The organism is Agrobacterium tumefaciens, assembly GCA_025559845.1.
In the GTDB taxonomy this organism is placed as follows: Bacteria; Pseudomonadota; Alphaproteobacteria; order Rhizobiales; family Rhizobiaceae; genus Agrobacterium.
The window spans coordinates 88,747-104,868 of the sequence record CP048472.1 but is presented as its reverse complement, the minus strand read 5'-3'; the positions used below and the strand labels follow the sequence as shown (position 1 = coordinate 104,868).

At 54.3% G+C, this 16,122-nt stretch carries 15 protein-coding genes; 2 read left to right on the top strand and 13 right to left on the bottom strand.

Annotated features, from left to right (window positions below; genetic code table 11):
- On the top strand, window positions 1–609 hold the full coding sequence (locus FY156_29760) for a conjugal transfer protein VirC2 (GenBank protein ID UXS05735.1): 609 nt from the start codon (window positions 1–3) through the stop codon (window positions 607–609).
- 141 nt (window positions 610–750) lie between these two features.
- Here FY156_29760 and virG read toward each other — a convergent pair whose 3' ends face one another.
- From virG to virA, 13 genes are all read right to left on the bottom strand, one after another.
- Window positions 751–1,512: a two-component system response regulator VirG gene (virG, locus tag FY156_29755; GenBank protein ID UXS05734.1), complete on the bottom strand. Its 762-nt coding sequence runs from the start codon at window positions 1,510–1,512 to the stop codon at window positions 751–753.
- A 218-nt stretch (window positions 1,513–1,730) separates the two neighbouring features.
- Complete coding sequence (virB11, locus tag FY156_29750) at window positions 1,731–2,771, bottom strand: P-type DNA transfer ATPase VirB11 (GenBank protein ID UXS05790.1); 1,041 nt, start codon at window positions 2,769–2,771, stop codon at window positions 1,731–1,733.
- A 34-nt stretch (window positions 2,772–2,805) separates the two neighbouring features.
- Entirely contained in the window at window positions 2,806–3,939 is a 1,134-nt protein-coding gene (gene virB10, locus FY156_29745) for a type IV secretion system protein VirB10 (GenBank protein UXS05733.1), read from the bottom strand.
- The gene (gene virB9 / locus FY156_29740; GenBank protein UXS05732.1) at window positions 3,936–4,817 is read right to left on the bottom strand and encodes a P-type conjugative transfer protein VirB9; all 882 of its coding nucleotides are present in this window, start codon (window positions 4,815–4,817) and stop codon (window positions 3,936–3,938) included. The genes virB10 and virB9 overlap by 4 nt, the downstream gene beginning before the upstream one ends.
- On the bottom strand, window positions 4,814–5,527 hold the full coding sequence (locus tag FY156_29735) for a type IV secretion system protein VirB8 (GenBank protein ID UXS05731.1): 714 nt from the start codon (window positions 5,525–5,527) through the stop codon (window positions 4,814–4,816). The genes virB9 and FY156_29735 overlap by 4 nt, the downstream gene beginning before the upstream one ends.
- Entirely contained in the window at window positions 5,514–5,681 is a 168-nt protein-coding gene (locus FY156_29730) for a type IV secretion system lipoprotein VirB7 (GenBank protein UXS05730.1), read from the bottom strand. The genes FY156_29735 and FY156_29730 overlap by 14 nt, the downstream gene beginning before the upstream one ends.
- A gap of 35 nt (window positions 5,682–5,716) precedes the next feature.
- Window positions 5,717–6,604, bottom strand: a complete 888-nt coding sequence (locus FY156_29725) for a type IV secretion system protein (protein UXS05729.1) — start codon at window positions 6,602–6,604, stop codon at window positions 5,717–5,719.
- A 100-nt stretch (window positions 6,605–6,704) separates the two neighbouring features.
- Window positions 6,705–7,367: a pilin minor subunit VirB5 gene (locus FY156_29720; GenBank protein ID UXS05728.1), complete on the bottom strand. Its 663-nt coding sequence runs from the start codon at window positions 7,365–7,367 to the stop codon at window positions 6,705–6,707.
- A gap of 16 nt (window positions 7,368–7,383) precedes the next feature.
- Window positions 7,384–9,753: a type IV secretion/conjugal transfer ATPase VirB4 gene (gene virB4 / locus FY156_29715; protein UXS05727.1), complete on the bottom strand. Its 2,370-nt coding sequence runs from the start codon at window positions 9,751–9,753 to the stop codon at window positions 7,384–7,386.
- Window positions 9,753–10,079: a type IV secretion system protein VirB3 gene (locus tag FY156_29710; GenBank protein UXS05726.1), complete on the bottom strand. Its 327-nt coding sequence runs from the start codon at window positions 10,077–10,079 to the stop codon at window positions 9,753–9,755. The genes virB4 and FY156_29710 overlap by 1 nt, the downstream gene beginning before the upstream one ends.
- Window positions 10,079–10,444: a pilin major subunit VirB2 gene (locus FY156_29705; GenBank protein ID UXS05725.1), complete on the bottom strand. Its 366-nt coding sequence runs from the start codon at window positions 10,442–10,444 to the stop codon at window positions 10,079–10,081. Before FY156_29705 ends, FY156_29710 begins: the two co-directional genes overlap by 1 nt.
- Window positions 10,444–11,181 carry a type IV secretion system lytic transglycosylase VirB1 gene (locus tag FY156_29700; protein UXS05724.1) on the bottom strand — a complete coding sequence of 246 codons (738 nt, stop codon included), beginning with the start codon at window positions 11,179–11,181 and terminating at the stop codon, window positions 10,444–10,446. Before FY156_29700 ends, FY156_29705 begins: the two co-directional genes overlap by 1 nt.
- A 544-nt stretch (window positions 11,182–11,725) precedes the next feature.
- Window positions 11,726–14,227, bottom strand: a complete 2,502-nt coding sequence (gene virA / locus FY156_29695; protein UXS05723.1) for a two-component system sensor kinase VirA — start codon at window positions 14,225–14,227, stop codon at window positions 11,726–11,728.
- Window positions 14,228–15,063: 836 nt separating this feature from the next.
- On the opposite strand from virA, the gene FY156_29690 reads away from it, so the two are divergent.
- Window positions 15,064–15,795 (top strand): (dimethylallyl)adenosine tRNA methylthiotransferase, encoded by a 732-nt coding sequence (locus tag FY156_29690; GenBank protein ID UXS05722.1) that lies wholly within the window; start codon window positions 15,064–15,066, stop codon window positions 15,793–15,795.
- Window positions 15,796–16,122: the final 327 nt, after the last annotated feature.

Sequence of the window (16,122 nt, the reverse complement as noted above, 5' to 3'; positions counted from 1 at the left end):
ATGGGAATTCGCAAACCCGCTTTGTCTGTCGGGGAGGCCAGGCGGCTTGCCGCCGCTCGACCCGAAATCGTCCATCCTTCTTTGCCTGTTGCCACCCAAAACTCGACCCTGCCGCAGCCGCCTGAAAATCTCGACGAGGAAGATCGACGACCTGCCCCAGCCACCGCCAAGCGTTGTCACAGCTCTGATCAGCAATCGATGCTGACCGTGGATGCTTTGAGTTCGACGACAGCGCCAGAAAAGATCCAGGTCTTCCTTTCAGCGCGCCCGCCCGCGCCTGAAGTATCGAAGATATATGACAACCTGATCCTGCAATACAGTCCTTCCAAGTCGCTACAAATGATCTTGCGCCGTGCGCTTGGCGATTTTGAAAACATGCTGGCGGATGGATCGTTTCGTGCGGCTCCGAAGAGTTATCCGATCCCTCACACAGCTTTCGAAAAATCAATCATCGTTCAGACCTCCCGCATGTTCCCGGTCTCGCTAATAGAAGCCGCTCGCAATCACTTTGATCCATTGGGATTGGAGACCGCCCGGGCTTTCGGCCACAAGCTGGCTACCGCAGCGCTTGCATGTTTCTTTGCTCGGGAGAAGGCAACGAACAGCTGATCTCTCAAAAGATAGGACCCATCCAATCACTCCGCAGTGCTGAGTTTTTCGGATAGTACCGAGGAAAGGCAGCTTTGCCAAGCCGCATAGCAATCTGCTCACGTTGGGAACAGATTGCTAAAGGCGAAATGCACCTCTACCTCAGGCCGCCATCACACCCCCGTACGAAACATCCACGTCAGCGTCAAAGAAATAGCCAGCACCTCTTGCAGTCTTGATCAACTGAGGGGTCGTCGGATCCCCCTCAAGCTTCCGGCGCAGCCGCAAAATGAGGACATCAATACTTCTGTCATACACCTCCTCCTCGCGTACCCGACTGGCGATCAGAAGCTGCTCCCGGGATAGGACGTCGCGCGGCTTCTCCAGGAAAGCAACCAGGAGATTAAACTCACCTGCCGTGAGTTTCACCTCACTGCCCTCTTCCGAAATCAAGCGGCGTCGCCTGAGATTAAGTGTCCAGTCAGCGAAACTAAATGAGCGTCGATCTTTGGTTCGCGCGACACTGGGCCGCACGCGTAACGCAACACGGATGCGCGCCAGAAATTCCCGCGTCCCAAAAGGCTTGGCAATAAAATCGGTTGCTCCCAACTCGAGCGCAATAACTTTGTCCGCCTCTTCGAGGCGAGCGCCGCTAATAATTATGATTGGAACATCGGACTTCGTGGCCAGACTACGAACAATTTCAAGCCCATCTTCGCGACCCAAATTAAGATCGACGACCACGACATCGACCGTCTCGGAGCAGAGTACACGATTGAACTGCTTGCTGTCGGCTACCGCAGTCACCTTAAAGGCATGGATCGTAAGATACTCGACTATAAGATGCCGCATAGCGACATCGTCATCGATGACAAGAACGTGTTTCAACGGTTCACCTCTCAATCTAGGATCCTGGCCAGCCATTTGCAGCTCAACAGAATTTATACACGTAAAGGTTGTATTTGTTAGACTCCACTCTTTAATTTTCTCTCACTACACGGGCATTTCGGCAAGATTTCGACCAAACCGCGCACGACAGAAATGCAAACTAGATGTCTCCGTTTGATGACAAAGATTGCTGAGCATTGCTACAAACGTAATTCTACAACGCGCCATGCGGCATTTAGAAACATGGATCACAACTACTGCTGGTTAAGAAGATCGCCTATTGTCTCACCGCGCCGGCGCGCATCGGCAGCGAGCCAGATTTCGCCCACCTCGTAAATGTCACCGTGGGCACGGAAGGGTACGATGACATCAACTGCGGTTGCGAGCATGTCAATCAGGGTGCGATCTTCCAAGCTAGCCCCCTGAGCGCTGCTTTTCACGAGCGAAAATAGCTTTTTGAAACCTTGGACGGGATTGGCACCATGTATTGTGGAAATCGATCCCGGATGCCCTGAGACGACTTCACTCAGATAAGCCCACGCGGCATCGTCGCGTATCTCGCCGAGCAGTATTCGGTCCGGTCGCATGCGCAGGCTAGCCTGTAGCAGGTGCTCAGCGGTCACTGCGCCCAGCCCAGCCCCATTCTTAGAATAAAGCAGCCTTACGTGGTTCTCGTGTGGAATGACGAGTTCGAGCGTATCTTCGATGGTAATCAGCCTTTCCTGCGGCGGGATAGCGTTGATCAAGGTCTTGCTCATCGTTGTCTTGCCACTCCCGGTGGGTCCGCAAAGCAGCATCGTCAACCGACCAACGACACATGCGTGCAGAAACGCCTCCAGATCCCCGTTGTCATAGTACCGAAGGATAGCTTCATCATGCTGATCATGCCGTTTTTTTCGTTCCTTCCACTGATTCCACCTCGGAGCATCGTAACGGGACGAGACTTCTTTGAGACTAGAAACACGGGAACTTGGCCGTCGAATCGTCAAGCTGACGGTGCCCGATGGTACCGTCGGCGGCAAACAGATCTGCAGCCGCTCGCCGTCTGGAAGTTCAGTTGCGCAAAGTGGGTTGCGTGGTCCAACGTCCTGTTTTCTCAGCGCGCCTGCTAAAATAGCGATATCTTCGAGATCGTCATAGGAGACAGGCAAAGGGAACTTGAGGAAGGCGCCGGCCTGGCGCACAAATGCCTCCCCAGGTCGATTTATCGCAACTTCTTCGGTCCGCGGGTCATCGAGCCATTCCAAAATCGGCTTGAGAAGGATTCGTAATTGCGGATCCACCTCCATTTGTATCGTATCTCCATCTGTAAGTGATAAGTTGAATTCGTTATGGACGGCGATCCCGCCCCCGCGCCGCGCGACCAGCCATACGAAGCTGGTATATGCCTGAGAAATCGAGATCCCGTGCGACAAAAATGGAGACCGTGTCGCCCTGATTCTTCTTCAGGGTTGGCGGTATGTTGATCGTGGCCTTGAGGGCTGTGTCTGCCGTTTGTTCACCGTTATTCTGGACGCTGTTGAAGCTCGTCCCTCCACCCGAGCTGCCAGCGTAGGTGCTCGCTGCCTGGAAGGCACCTTGGACGACACTCAAGAGCATGGCCCCGCTAAAGCGCTGCCAGAAGTGATTGTCGACGGTGCCCGGCAATCCCGAGCGACCGAGTTCGTCAGCGCTTGGTGACGCAAGCGAAATCATGGCATGGTCGGGTGTCTCCGCCCGATCCCAGAGCACAAAAACACGCGCATCTCCCTGTTGCAAACCGCGCTGGATCTCGCCAACAACGGTGGTGCCGCGATCAAGAAGCACAACGTTGTTCGTTGTTCCACGAACATCCCAGGGTAACACGCATTTTACATAGCCTGCCAGACTGGTGTCGATTGCCGTTTGCAAGATACATGGAATAATCGTCCCCTCCGTCACCATGAAGTCGGGATGAGGCAAGAGCGTAGCCCTGGTGGGCTGCAGCTCGGTGGGCTTCATGCGTATCGAGAGATCATTCTCGGCGGACACTTCGACCTTCGGCAAAGGACTGTCTTCCCCATTGCCTTCGCGTCTTCGGTCCGTTTCGCCTTGTTGAACGCGCTTGCTGGTCCCTTGATCACCACTGGTGTACGCAAAAATCGGTGTTTCTTCCGGCCGCGGCTCATGCCGTTCCGGCTCACTTCGTGCTGGCGGAGGAGCAGTCGGCTGAACAGCTTCCTGGGCAGCCGGAGGATCAAGTGTAACGTCAATCGGAGCCGGATGAAATGGCTTGGTGTTCGTGGCGATCATGGTTGACGGGGGTGCGTCCCCGTTTTCCTTCTTTTCACGCCCGCCAAGCCAAATGAGGCTAAGTGATAGCGCGAGAACTACACCTCCTACGATCAACTTTTGAGCCCCCGAAAGGCGCCGGTGATGTGTGTCGGAGACCAGGGACCCCGACGCATCGACATCATGCGCCGATTGCTGATTGTCGTCGTTCATCCTCTCACCTCCTTTAGGACGCGCTTCACATCGGGCCTCACAGTGCCCGTCTCCGGCCTGCGGCCGACGGGATCGTAGGCGGTATTCCAAATGCATAATACCGTGTGGCCATCCCTCAGACGCCAACCACGGGAAACCGAAGAAATCTCGACATAGCTCCCTTTGACTGAATAGTTAGCGACAGCTTCCTTTCCATCCGGATTTATCGTGTAGATGGAGGGTATGCGTACATTACCTGGGAAGTGAAATACCGTCGTAAATCCATCATCGAAGACTTCGAGCGGCAACAGCGAACGATCGCCCTGAGCGACATAGTGCCAATTCTTGTCCTCGGCACCAACGGTCGTGGCAGGCTGCTCCAATAAACCCTCTGCTCTCTGTTGATATTGCGCTTCCGCACGTATACGGTCTGCAACAGCCTTCTCTTGTGCCGCCTTCTGGCGAGCCGCTGCGTCATCGGCAGGGTAAGCGAATTGTACGCTATAGTAGAGATCGGCCTGCTCTTTATCGAGGTGCGGCAGCGTCTTGGAAGAGATGCTGAAAACGTAGCGTCGCATACCGGCGTCACTCGCAGTTAGCACGACCACTGGCTGGGGTGGGAGAACCTTGCTAGCCTTGAAGAAAAGATAATTTCCGCGTGGAAGGGCCGCGAGATCTTTGCTATTGGAAACGGCAACAGCTGTCACCGTTTCGTTAGCCCCGAAAGTAACAACCAAAGTGGCTCCAACCGCCGTTGAAAGGCGCACCACTTGATCGGGATTGTAAGCGAGATAACGCATGCGCGGATCAAGTCTGCCCGCCGTTGGCGTGTCTTCAGCCCTCGCGCCAATCGCCGCAAAAAGTAAACATGCCAGAGTGAGAAATGCTTTTTTCGTCATGGTTCGCTGTGGCCTGCGTTCGAAACGGTATCTTCCGATGTCTGGTAGGAGGTGACAACCAAGCCTCCCGGGTTGGTCAGTCTCAATCTGCCGGGCAAGCTGGTCACCTTTTCATAACGAACCGTAGCAGTCCAAGTGCTCGCCATCGGCATTTTGCCGTCAACGATGAGGGTTCGCTTATAGCGAATTTGCTGCACACCCGGAGTAACATCATTCGAAGCGATGTGTTCGACCTCTAGCCTGCCGTGTTTGCCGAGGATGACTTGAGGCGAAGTTGGATTGGGATAATTGAAGAATTGCTGATAATTTTGGCGCACCATTGGGGCGCTGAAGTTCGAGACCAGGTCATAGGCGTACTGGGCGGTATCGGCATCATAGCTCTCGCGCAGCCGAACATACTCCCACAGTGAGGCGTTAACGACGGCCTCCTCTTGAGTTGCAGGCAATCGGGAGACGGACACCTCGCTGTCAACGGTGCCATCCGGCCGTATCCAAAGATATACCGGCACAAGCCTGATCAGCGGCACCATGGTGGCAATTGTGAAGGCTTGCGCAACATTCCCCAAAACCGCGATGGTTGCGACAGCTGCAATGACCTTGGAGAGGCGCCGCGCTGATTTCGCACGCGCAGTTTGGAAAGCTTCCACTTCCTTGTAGTGCTCAGCCAGGGTTTCCCGCGCTACTAGCAAGGCGTATTCAGACCCCTTCATGGCGACCACCTACGTTGCTGAGCTGAAGATCTGACGGCGTAGGCTGCCATCGCCCCACATTCAGCGGGAATATTGGGCCTTTGCAGCTCGCCAATTTATCGTTTGTCTGGCAGCCGCCTAAAGCGAGAGCCAGGCACAGCAGGCAATATTTCATAGAGTTCTCCACCGACGTGAATTTTTTTGCGGGACCTAACGACGATCGACCTGAGCGAAGCGACGGTACAAGCTGTTGGCAGATTGGGTCGCGCCGCTCCAATAACTGCCTCCGATGTTGCCGGCGATTGCCGGCAAAGCGACAATGAGTGCGTCACCAGTCAGAAAGAACATGTCGAGTTCGTAAAGACCAATGATCTTGGCCGCGGTCGTACCGGCAAGGGTGATTACACCAAGCATAAGCGTGAGTGCAGTCGCTTCGGTTAGGATGACTATTGTCGCCACGAGGTTTAGCAGGAGAAGTAGGAGACCATACGTGATAAGTTGCCCGATCCACTTTGCCGCGATGTCGCGCGTGCGATCAAAGATATATCCCGTGAGGATCAAAGGGCCGATCGCCAGAAGCACTTTCGTGAGAATTCCGACGGCGTCGTAGATTCCGAAGGCAGACCAGAGCGTGCCGTAAAAGACCCACTGAGCCCCCTGGAAAGCAAGGATATCCTGGTCATTCATCGGGCCGATTTCAGATGCAATTCTCTGAAATGCAGCTTGGGTTAGGGCGAACATTGTATCGAGCTGAGCGGGAATGGTCTGCAGAGGCAGGCCGCTGCCACTAAACTGCTGAATAAAGTTTGGAATCGTCTCTTCAAAGACTGAAACCACATAGTCGTGGTAGTTGGCCTGCCCGACGACAAGGGCAACAACGACGGTGACCGTGATCACCCGAGTGATACCGCCGCGCGTGTCGATTTCGCCACGCATGACCAGAATACCCTGAACGATAATCCAAAGAGTGACGCAGGCGACCAATGGCGCGCTCACCGCCTCTTGGATCGTCCCAAGCATTGTGTCCAGGCTTGTCGTAAAGGCTAGATCGAAGATCGTATGAATGGCCGTAAACGGCGCCGGGATCGTGAAATTCATCGTTTGGACCTGACCTTGACTGGCTTGTCGCAGAATGTCGGATACAATGAACTCGCATCCTGAAATGTGCAGATGGGCGGCACGAATAAGTCGCCCAGTCTCAGGGGACGGCCCCAAAGATGACCGCAGTCTTTTGATGCTCCTTACGTTGAGCGGCCGCCTCTTCCGCCTCATGAAGGCCAGCCTGCGCGGTGGTCATCGTTAACAAGCTGGTCGCCTGTACATTTTGAATCATTGCGTCATGGATCTGCTTGAGAAGCAAACCGTTGGTAACGGTTGCCTGCATGATATTGCGAGAGCGAGAAAGCTGTGTCGAGGTCTCGGCATTCGCTGTTAAGCGTTTGTCCATCGTCTCCAGGTTGTCAGCCGCAATGCCCGCGCTATTTGCGGAACCGGTGATCTGCGATCGCAACAGATCCGCTTCAGCGTCGCCACCAACTACGGCGCGATCTGTATCGGTGGTGATCGCACGTGCCGTGGTCGACATTGGCATTCGCGGCGAAAACATTTCCGTGTCCAAGTCCCTGGTCGAGGGATACTGATTTTTTTGGTTGAGCGAAGTTAGTAGGCCGGTGACGCCATAAGCCGAGGTTAACATCGCCACCATCGTTATGGTCTGTTCGAGATTTGCCGCAGTCTCGAGCGCCGTCGCCAGCGTCTCAGCTTCCGTCGCCGGATCGCTGACAACGAACTGCGCCCGCGCGGGTCCGACCGAAAGAAGGCTGACGGCCATGGCCGCAGCAACAAGTTGCATGATCTTCATAGTTCCCCACCTTTGATCAATCTTTTGCCTCGTGGTAACGAGCCATAAATTCGCTGAGCCAGGCTGATGGGTTGTCCCCCTGTACTTTGCGAAGCTGATCCGCGAAGCGCACCGTGTTGGCGCGCCCCGAAAGTACGGCGACATATTCGCGCATTTCCCGCAGATCGAATTCGCAGACGACGCTTCCGCTTTCTCGTTTAAGCAGAAACTTCCGGCTACCTACTGCCATGTCTTCACGGATCGCCTGAAATTCCTTTTCAGTACATTTCAGTCCATCGATGTAAGCCGATCGATCTGCCGTGGGTGAAGGATAGAAAATCTTCGTCATACATTGCGCGACGAGACTGGCGCCTAGCTGCGATTCCAGGACATGCTCAGGTTGCTGCGTTGCCAGTATCAGCATCCCATTGTTTTTGCGGACAGTAAGCAGGAACTTGTCGACGACCGCCGCAAATTTAGGATTTAGCAAATAGGCGCGAAACTCATCGCAACTCATCACAAACCGACGGCCGTCAACCATGGCTCCAATGCGGTGCAGAAGATATGCTGCGGCGGCAGCGCATACTTCCTCATATTCGAGAAGATGCGTCATGTCGAAACCAGTAATCGAAGGATCCAACTTTACTTCGTCGAGCTCGCCGTCGAACGCCCAGCCTAGTGCATTGCCACGGCACCAGCGTTGGAGTCTCGCTCCCGCCCCTTCGGCGGGTCCATGCAACAAAAATTCGCGTAACCCCGCGATTGAGCGCATGTGGGGATCAAACGAGAGCTGCCGATGGATACCCCGCACCAGACGGCGATTTTCCTCGGGGGATATTCCTCCACGGCCATCGCTCTCAATGAGCGCCACGATCCATTCGCGCAGAAAATCATGTGAAGCCGCTGTATTTTCCAGGCCACGCAATGGCGCCAATCCGCTCGGCGCTCCTCTACGGAGCGCCAAATATGTTCCCCCGGTGGCGCGAACCAGCAGCTCACTGCCGCGGTCCTTGTCGAAGAGGACAACCGCACCCGCGCGGTCGACCATGCTCTGCTCGAGCATCGCGAGGATAAAGGTCATGAGCGTCGTTTTACCCCTCCCGATGGGACCGAATATCGCCGTCATGCCGACATCGTGCTCGTGCGGGATGTAGTCGAAAGGGGTTCCACCATTGGTACGAAAGCGCGCAATCGCGTTGCCCCAGTGACCTGAGCCGGATCCCTCGGGAAAATTCTCGAATGAGACTAAACCAGCGAAGTTGCGCGATGTGATCGCTCCCGGACGCGTGCGCCACTTATAGTTGCCTGGCAGCTGCGACCAATAAGCCGCCTCCATGCCGATGCCCTCTTGGACAACAACAGCTCCCGCATCCGCCAATCGCGTCCGGGCGCGGGCACCTCTATCTGCAAGATTATTGAGATCATTTGCATATATGCAAAGACTCACATGATGCGCCCCCAATACGAATTCGTTGCTCGCTAGTGCGTCCTCCGCCTCGGATAACTTGCTGATTTGGGTGACGGCTTTGTCGCCAGAACTCAACATTTGGCTGGACTTGAGGCTGAGCTTCGAGTGGGCTTGCGAGCGAGTCAGAAACGAGAAGCTCTGCGTCAGAACAAGCGGAAAATCGAGAGACAGTAGCACGTTGAGCATACCCGGTCGCGTCGTTGCGGGGTATTCGCGAAACGAGTAAATAGATCCCACATAACTATCTTTTGGTGTTCGGATCTCGAGTCCCCGCTTGCCGCAAATAACTCGGTCGGTATAGATCGAGGCGCCGAGCGAACCGCTAACGACGGGAACCGGCGTGAATCGACCAGTCATTATCAGCCGCAGAGCTTCTCCAACCTCCGTAAAAAGCACATCTTGCTTCTCACGAATACCAAGACGACGCAGGCCGTACGCTTCGAGAGCGCCAGCGACAAGATGCCAGAGATCTTCCAGGTTCCTGGTTTGAGCTGTGAGATCGTTTTCTTTTTGTCTGTAGCGTTTGGTGAACCTTCTCCTCACTTTGCCAAGCGCGGCCCGGGGAGACACGATCAGCGTAAGGAAGTGGTCATTGCGAAGGAGTTTGCCGGAGAGAACGCGCTCCTCAAAAGCTTCGCTCAGACTGGCGGAAAAAGCGCTGCGGAAATGTCGCGCGGGTGACGGCGGCACATCGTCATGACGTACGAGGTGAGCATATATTGACACATGATCATCAGCGATATTGCGCAAGAGCGTATTAAATGCACGGCAACGTGCATTGCGCATTTCGGCATCTTCGAGTTCGAAGGCCATGCCACTTACGTGCGCCATCGTCATGATCGATCCATCTTCTAGAAGGACAATATGGTCGCTGACGTGCCCGACGTAGGGTAGATAGACCTCGCCAGACCTTTCGGTTGTGCCACTTGCTCCGAGCATTACGCCATTCCTCTCCCTCGCGCGGGAACCTTGATTGGATTTGGGCTAACGCTTGCGCCGCCCCAAATCAGACCATCAACGCTCCTTCCCGCCGTCTGCAAAAAAAGTAGAACGACGCTGGCCGCGTTATAGTCTCGTTCCACCACAAGCCGCGCTCCGAACCACAAGGGCACGAGAACGACTTCGTACAGCGGGTTCTGAACGATGACGATGACAAAGCCGGCAAACATCACGAGTAGCCCCGCCAACGTCAGCGGCACGCCAAGAAACAATGCGGGCCGTGTCGCCGCCAAGTAAAGGGTTGCTTCTTCCAGACGATCATTCATTAGCCACCTCCAGTCAGCGTTTTGCCCAGGAAGCTGGCTCCAAACATGATGACAATGCCGCCGACGACGCCGGCAACGAGACCGAGTGAAGCGCGACCGAACATCCAGGAGATTCCGATGGCCACGATGCCAAGAACAGCGAGTGACTGGCCGAACGGACCAAGGATAAACGTGCATATGTTGTTAACCATTGTGGCTGGGTCAGTGCCGCCACCTGCAGATTGGGCCGCGGCCGGCCCAGAGGAGAAAATGCTCCACCCCATTGCACCGACCACGCTCGGCGCATAGCCGGATACCATGCGCATCACCGCGTTCGAGAGCGAGAGGCGATTCAGATGTACACGGTATCTTTCAAAGCATCGCATTATTGCGGACCTCCTTGATTTAAGTCGAACAAGAGTTGATCGTCGTCTTCGGATTTGCGGTTGTCCTCGTCTGGCGGCGGAGGCGGACCGGATGACCCGCCAGCTCCGCCCTCCGGGGAACGACGCTTATATGCCCCCCAAACATCCCATGTTTCCTCGGATCCCGGCTTCTCACGATCATCTTTTGGACGCGCGGTTAACGGGGGGACGAGCTGTTGAGCGGCCGTTTCAACTTTTCGCACGTAGCCGTTCGCGAAGCCGTGCGTGAAATCACCGGTGTTATAGGCGGAGATTGCCCGACGAAGCGACAATTGCTCGTCGTCAGCCGTGTTGCCGCCAGCGTAGCGGCTCCCAAGCAAGTTTGCGGCGACAGATAATGACGTGCAAGGTTGAAGGGCTTCGTCAGGTGTCAGACCAAGCACGGAAAAATTCCGGGAATTGATCTGCATGAGCCCAACATCCAGCGAATGCCGTGCTTCGAGACGGTCCATCACGACTTGCGTTGCTTGAGCCTGGTTCTGCCAGTGAAGCGTTTCGCCGGTGGTATTGTCATGCACAGCAAGCGGATCAAAGCGACTTTCGACCTGAGCGATCGCTGCAAGCGTAGATGGAGCAACGGATGGAGCGCATTCGCGTGCAAAATTATTGAACTCAGCAAATGAAAGTGGGGCAGCACCGCTCGACGGGCACGTGGAGGCCAGTAAGATAATCGACAGCGGCCCTGTTGCCTTCAACATTCCCCATCTCCCCAAGCTCATAACCAACACAGCCACTTCGGTCGGAAGAAATGCTGTCATCTGATGTTCACGATTATCGGGAGGGTCGGTTACTCTAGGATTTTTGTTTTCTTCTTTTCGATTTCATTTGAAGCGAAAACGGCTTTCCATGCACTTAAGGGTGCGCCGACGAAAGATGGCTCTCTAAGACAACGGCGAGGATCTAGAATGCCGTCGAAGTGAAATTCCAGGGCGGAATGAACGGGGGATGGTTCCAATAAACTGTGGCACTTCGCAGGCTCCGATCAGGGTGTCGATCGCGCCATTTGCGTGGCGAGGGTATCCGCCTATGCCGACTATCCTATGTCCGAGCTCAGCGAACATATGTCTTGTTCTTCGAAGACGGTATCGAAGACCTCCAGCAGATAATCGCCAACCTTCGGGTCTCAGAAGACGCACCGCCACAACCGACTGCCCAAAGCGATTGCGAGAAACCATAGCTATAGGCGCGCCGAACAGACGTGCTGATTACCCTGGTCGAGTCTCCTGAAAAACATCCTCAACTCTAGGCTTTGATCTTGGTACGAATCGCGTAGGCCATCGTCCTGGAGGATATAGGTTTGGGCAGAAAAAGCGCGGACGTCATGTCATCGCTGGAAAGTGACATTTTAAGATCACTTCCTCCAATGATGATGGACGCCGTCTTGAAGGCTGCGTGCAAAGCAGTAGCACTCTGATTCTCGGGAAGAGACGATTGGTCAACTAGAACCAGATCGGCTTGCTTGCCTTTTGATATCCAATTGCAAAGGTCTGCACATGTCTTAAAGCCCACCGGCTCATAGCCCAGAGCGGCGATCTTGTCTTCGTACACCTCCCGCAAGACAGGATCTGGCTCAATCAATGCCACAATTTCTCCGTTGCCACGCGGTGTTTTACAGGGCCCAAAAAACGCGTCCGGGCTGACGGGCTTCTTCGAGGAAGGAGGTAGATAAATGTCGAAGCGCGTCCCTCGCCCTACGGCTGAAGTAACGTCAATATATCCTGCAAGCGCGCTGACATGACCGTGCACGGCAGCAAGACCTAGACCCGTGCCGCCGCTGCAAGAGCGTGTTGTAAAGAAAGGCTCAAAAATGTGGGGGAGCACAGTTTCGGCAATGCCTTCACCGTCGTCGCTGACAGAAAGAAGAACATAGTCGCCAGCTGGCATAACACCATGCGCCAGTACTTTCTGTCGAGATACAAAAATTCGGCTAACGATGATGTCGATTTGACCATCGGCGGTAAACGCCTGGGAAGCGTTCTTGCAAAGATTCATCAGCATCTGCTGAACCTCTAGCGGGCTTCCTTCGACTACGCTCTTCTTGTCGTCAAACTTGAACTTCAGCTCGATGTTGCGCTGCAATGCAACACGCAATAAGGGAGCAATTTCCATTACGAGTTCGGAGACACTGAACGGCTTTGTCACGCGTTCTAGTTTTCGACTTAGAGTCAAGATCTGATCGATAATGAGCCTGGCTCTGTCACCCGACGAAATAATTTGGTCAATGTGTCTTCGGGTGACAGATGACCGACGCAGCATGTTTTGCGCCATTTCAGCGTACCCGAGGATTGCTCCCAAAATGTTGTTGAACTCATGCGCTATTCCACCAGCAAGTGTACCAACTGCCTGAAGACGTTCCGCATGCTCTAATCGCCTCTCCAGAATATCGCATTCGGTCTGCTTACGCCGAACATCGATATAGTGGCAGAGGCAGGCGGTGGCGAGTTCAAGAAGCTGAACTTCGCCTGGACAAGATTTCAGACGATAGCCCTGGTAACCGAGGGAACAAATCGCTATCAGTTGATCCGTAGATTTGTGTGCCAGCAGCATAGAAACGCCCGGAGTCTCCGGAGGAAGGCAGCTGACCTTTCGCGTCGACATGATGCGGAATACTGACGCACGCTCATCCGCTCTGGCAAGAGAAACCATCTCGCGTAGCGCGAGGTCCTCCCAGACGGGCTCAGGCAGCTTCGCAGCGAAACTTTCGACAGCCCACCTGTCACCATGGTCCACCAATGCTAGTGCACACGATTCCGCATTAAAGAAGCGTTGAATAATTCCAAGCGCAGCTTGCGCGGACGAATTGAGGGACGACGCTGTGGCCCCTCCCCCCTCGAAACAAACCCCAATCTCTTTGATTACCTCTTCGTAATCCAAACGCCGCGTTAACCAAGCCGTTTTCCGACGCAGCCTATAGACCAGTGAGATGATGTAGATGCAAAGGCCCACCGAAACGGAACCCAAGAAGATCCGTGCCCGCTGCTCCCTCACGCTTTGCAAGCTATAGGCCTCCAAACACTTGCGCTCCAATCTTTCGGCAATTTCAGCGGTGTCGGAGGTCTGAATCATGTTTACGGCATCGTTCACACGGGGCAAAATCGACAAGATGACGCGACCCTCGCGTGCAAGTATACGGATAGGAACTTCAGCCCCACCGCTAGCTTTTTGGAGCATGTCGAGTTCGTGACTGATCTCCAACGAGAGTGCTGGGCTTGGCTGACGCACAAACTGCAGCATCAGGCTGCCCAATTCGTTCGAATTTTCGACCGTCTGATCCGTCGACGACATTTTGGGAAGAATACTAAGCGCGCGAGTGAAGCTGGCAAGCGAATCTTGCAGGAGCACGTTTTGCGCTCCGAAGGCTGCAACGGCCGCGTCGGTCGTATCCACAGACACCTTTAGCTTGTCGAGCAGTTGAGAGAAATCATTGCCGATCACAAGATGAGATTGTTTAAATAGTCGCTTCAAATTTTCCAGGTTCTTCCGCAAAGCTCCCAACCTGGAGATAATGGGCCGGTAGTTCGCCACCACACCCGCTTCCGCGCGGAGTACATCCCGCTGCAGCGAAGCACTGTCGATGTTAATAGCTCGCAATTGGGTCAGGATCGCCCGATTGGTTTCATTGTCCTGCCAAGACGTAATCGCCATCAAGGCAAAAATCATTGCAGCAACTACCAAGGCCAGGATAGACCAAGGCTTGGCGCCTGTCTTGAAATCTTGCCGAGACGGTGAATACCTTCCATTCATCCGCACTTACGTCCTCGTACCAGCGCTCAGTCCCACCCCGGTGGCCCTTAGGCCGCACAGTAGGGTTTGTAAATGGGTTGAAGCAACAAACGTCGACTCAGTGTGTTTCAAATGAAACACAGCCTCGGCATTCCAATGGATGTTTCCGGTTGCCGAGGTGTTCTTTGACTCCGCGCGGTGGCTGGTAGGATCGATATGGTCGGGATGTCGCCGTTTGCACCGAGAAAAATGAAATCGTCGACATTAACAATATGGCTGATCATGCGTCGACAGGGCAAGTTGCTATGCTATGCGCAGCGAGAACTGCCGTGGCGGCTGCCGCGGACACTAGCGGATATTAGGTCTGTGTTCGTACCACCTTAGAGGCTGTCGGCTTCGAAACGAAGCCAGGACGTCAGCGGCATATGAGACCCAACCGGCTTTTTCGTGTGCATATCCGTTAAATATTCTTCAGCGGCATTTTTCGTTTCAGGTGACCAAGCAAAGCTGCAACACGAACTGTCAGGTGCTGACGGAGCATACCGCGCGGCCGATGTGGCTTCCCTACTCAAATCGCCTATCCGCTTTTCGACGTTGCGTTAACGGGGTCCGCTGCATTCACCATAAGCAGGTGTCGGGGCCAAACTCCTCAATTGTTCAGGAGGACAACGGGATGGAAACTCTCATGGCCGAATGAGCCGGCAACGTCAAAAATGTACGATTACAAATGTAGCGCGATATTAGTTCAGCAGATTGCGTAAAGCTGGTAAAAATCATGCAGTAAAACATCATAATCCGAATTGAAAAATCTGGTTTGGAACAGATGGGATATCCCATTAAATTTATATGAGGCGCACATGATACTCCATCTCATCTACGGACCGACTTGCAGCGGCAAAACGGACATGGCGATCCAAATCGCACAAGAAACCGGGTGGCCGGTGGTTGCCCTTGATCGTGTGCAATGCTGTCCTCAAATCGCGACAGGTAGCGGAAGACCTTTGGAATCGGAATTGCAATCAACGCGGAGAATATATTTGGATTCCCGCCCCCTCACCGAGGGCATCCTTGACGCTGAGAGTGCCCATCGTCGACTCATATTCGAAGTGGATTGGCGGAAGTCCGAAGACGGTCTTATTCTCGAGGGCGGGTCGATTTCGCTTCTCAATTGCATGGCTAAAAGTCCGTTTTGGAGATCGGGTTTTCAATGGCATGTCAAGCGGCTACGTCTTGGGGATTCGGACGCCTTTCTCACCCGAGCCAAGCAACGCGTTGCGGAAATGTTTGCCATCCGGGAAGATCGCCCCTCGTTGTTGGAGGAGTTGGCGGAACTCTGGAACTACCCTGCCGCTCGACCGATTTTGGAAGATATCGACGGATATCGCTGCGCAATTCGTTTTGCGCGCAAACACGATCTCGCAATCAGCCAGTTGCCAAATATTGATGCAGGGCGGCACGTAGAGCTCATAGAGGCCATAGCTAATGAATATCTTGAACATGCGCTCTCGCAGGAGCGCGATTTTCCTCAGTGGCCAGAAGATGGCGCAGGACAGCCTGTTTGCCCGGTCACGCTGACGCGAATTCGGTGATTCGCCGCTTCATCATTTGACCTGCGTGTTGGATGGCCATCGGCGGCGCAGCATCGGTCGGCGTCACCTCCAAGCGCGACATGCGGCGCGCCAAAGCTATTCGCACATCTTATTTGAGTAAGTGATTTCTTTCGAAGCACCTCGGCCGGCGCTCGGTCCTCGAGGGATTTGGCCGCTTCCGAGTTCCAGCAGTTGCAGATTTCGATTAGCCGGCGTCGGTCAGGCTTCAAAGTCGACTTCCATCAAAGTCATTTTGGTTACACGTCGACATTGCATCTCAGCAAGACGAGTGGCTGTGCCGACTGATATCGACCGATTGCCATTACG

Coding starts and splice junctions, on each gene's coding strand:
- virB9 (UXS05732.1), bottom strand. CDS start 4,817: ATGACGAAAAAAGCATTTCTCACTCTGGCATGTTTACTTTTTGCGGCG.
- virB10 (UXS05733.1), bottom strand. CDS start 3,939: ATGAACGACGACAATCAGCAATCGGCGCATGATGTCGATGCGTCGGGG.
- FY156_29730 (UXS05730.1), bottom strand. CDS start 5,681: ATGAAATATTGCCTGCTGTGCCTGGCTCTCGCTTTAGGCGGCTGCCAG.
- FY156_29760 (UXS05735.1), top strand. CDS start 1: ATGGGAATTCGCAAACCCGCTTTGTCTGTCGGGGAGGCCAGGCGGCTT.
- FY156_29690 (UXS05722.1), top strand. CDS start 15,064: ATGATACTCCATCTCATCTACGGACCGACTTGCAGCGGCAAAACGGAC.
- virA (UXS05723.1), bottom strand. CDS start 14,227: ATGAATGGAAGGTATTCACCGTCTCGGCAAGATTTCAAGACAGGCGCC.
- FY156_29700 (UXS05724.1), bottom strand. CDS start 11,181: ATGTTGAAGGCAACAGGGCCGCTGTCGATTATCTTACTGGCCTCCACG.
- FY156_29705 (UXS05725.1), bottom strand. CDS start 10,444: ATGCGATGCTTTGAAAGATACCGTGTACATCTGAATCGCCTCTCGCTC.
- virG (UXS05734.1), bottom strand. CDS start 1,512: ATGGCTGGCCAGGATCCTAGATTGAGAGGTGAACCGTTGAAACACGTT.
- FY156_29735 (UXS05731.1), bottom strand. CDS start 5,527: ATGAAGGGGTCTGAATACGCCTTGCTAGTAGCGCGGGAAACCCTGGCT.
- FY156_29720 (UXS05728.1), bottom strand. CDS start 7,367: ATGAAGATCATGCAACTTGTTGCTGCGGCCATGGCCGTCAGCCTTCTT.
- FY156_29725 (UXS05729.1), bottom strand. CDS start 6,604: ATGAATTTCACGATCCCGGCGCCGTTTACGGCCATTCATACGATCTTC.
- virB4 (UXS05727.1), bottom strand. CDS start 9,753: ATGCTCGGAGCAAGTGGCACAACCGAAAGGTCTGGCGAGGTCTATCTA.
- FY156_29710 (UXS05726.1), bottom strand. CDS start 10,079: ATGAATGATCGTCTGGAAGAAGCAACCCTTTACTTGGCGGCGACACGG.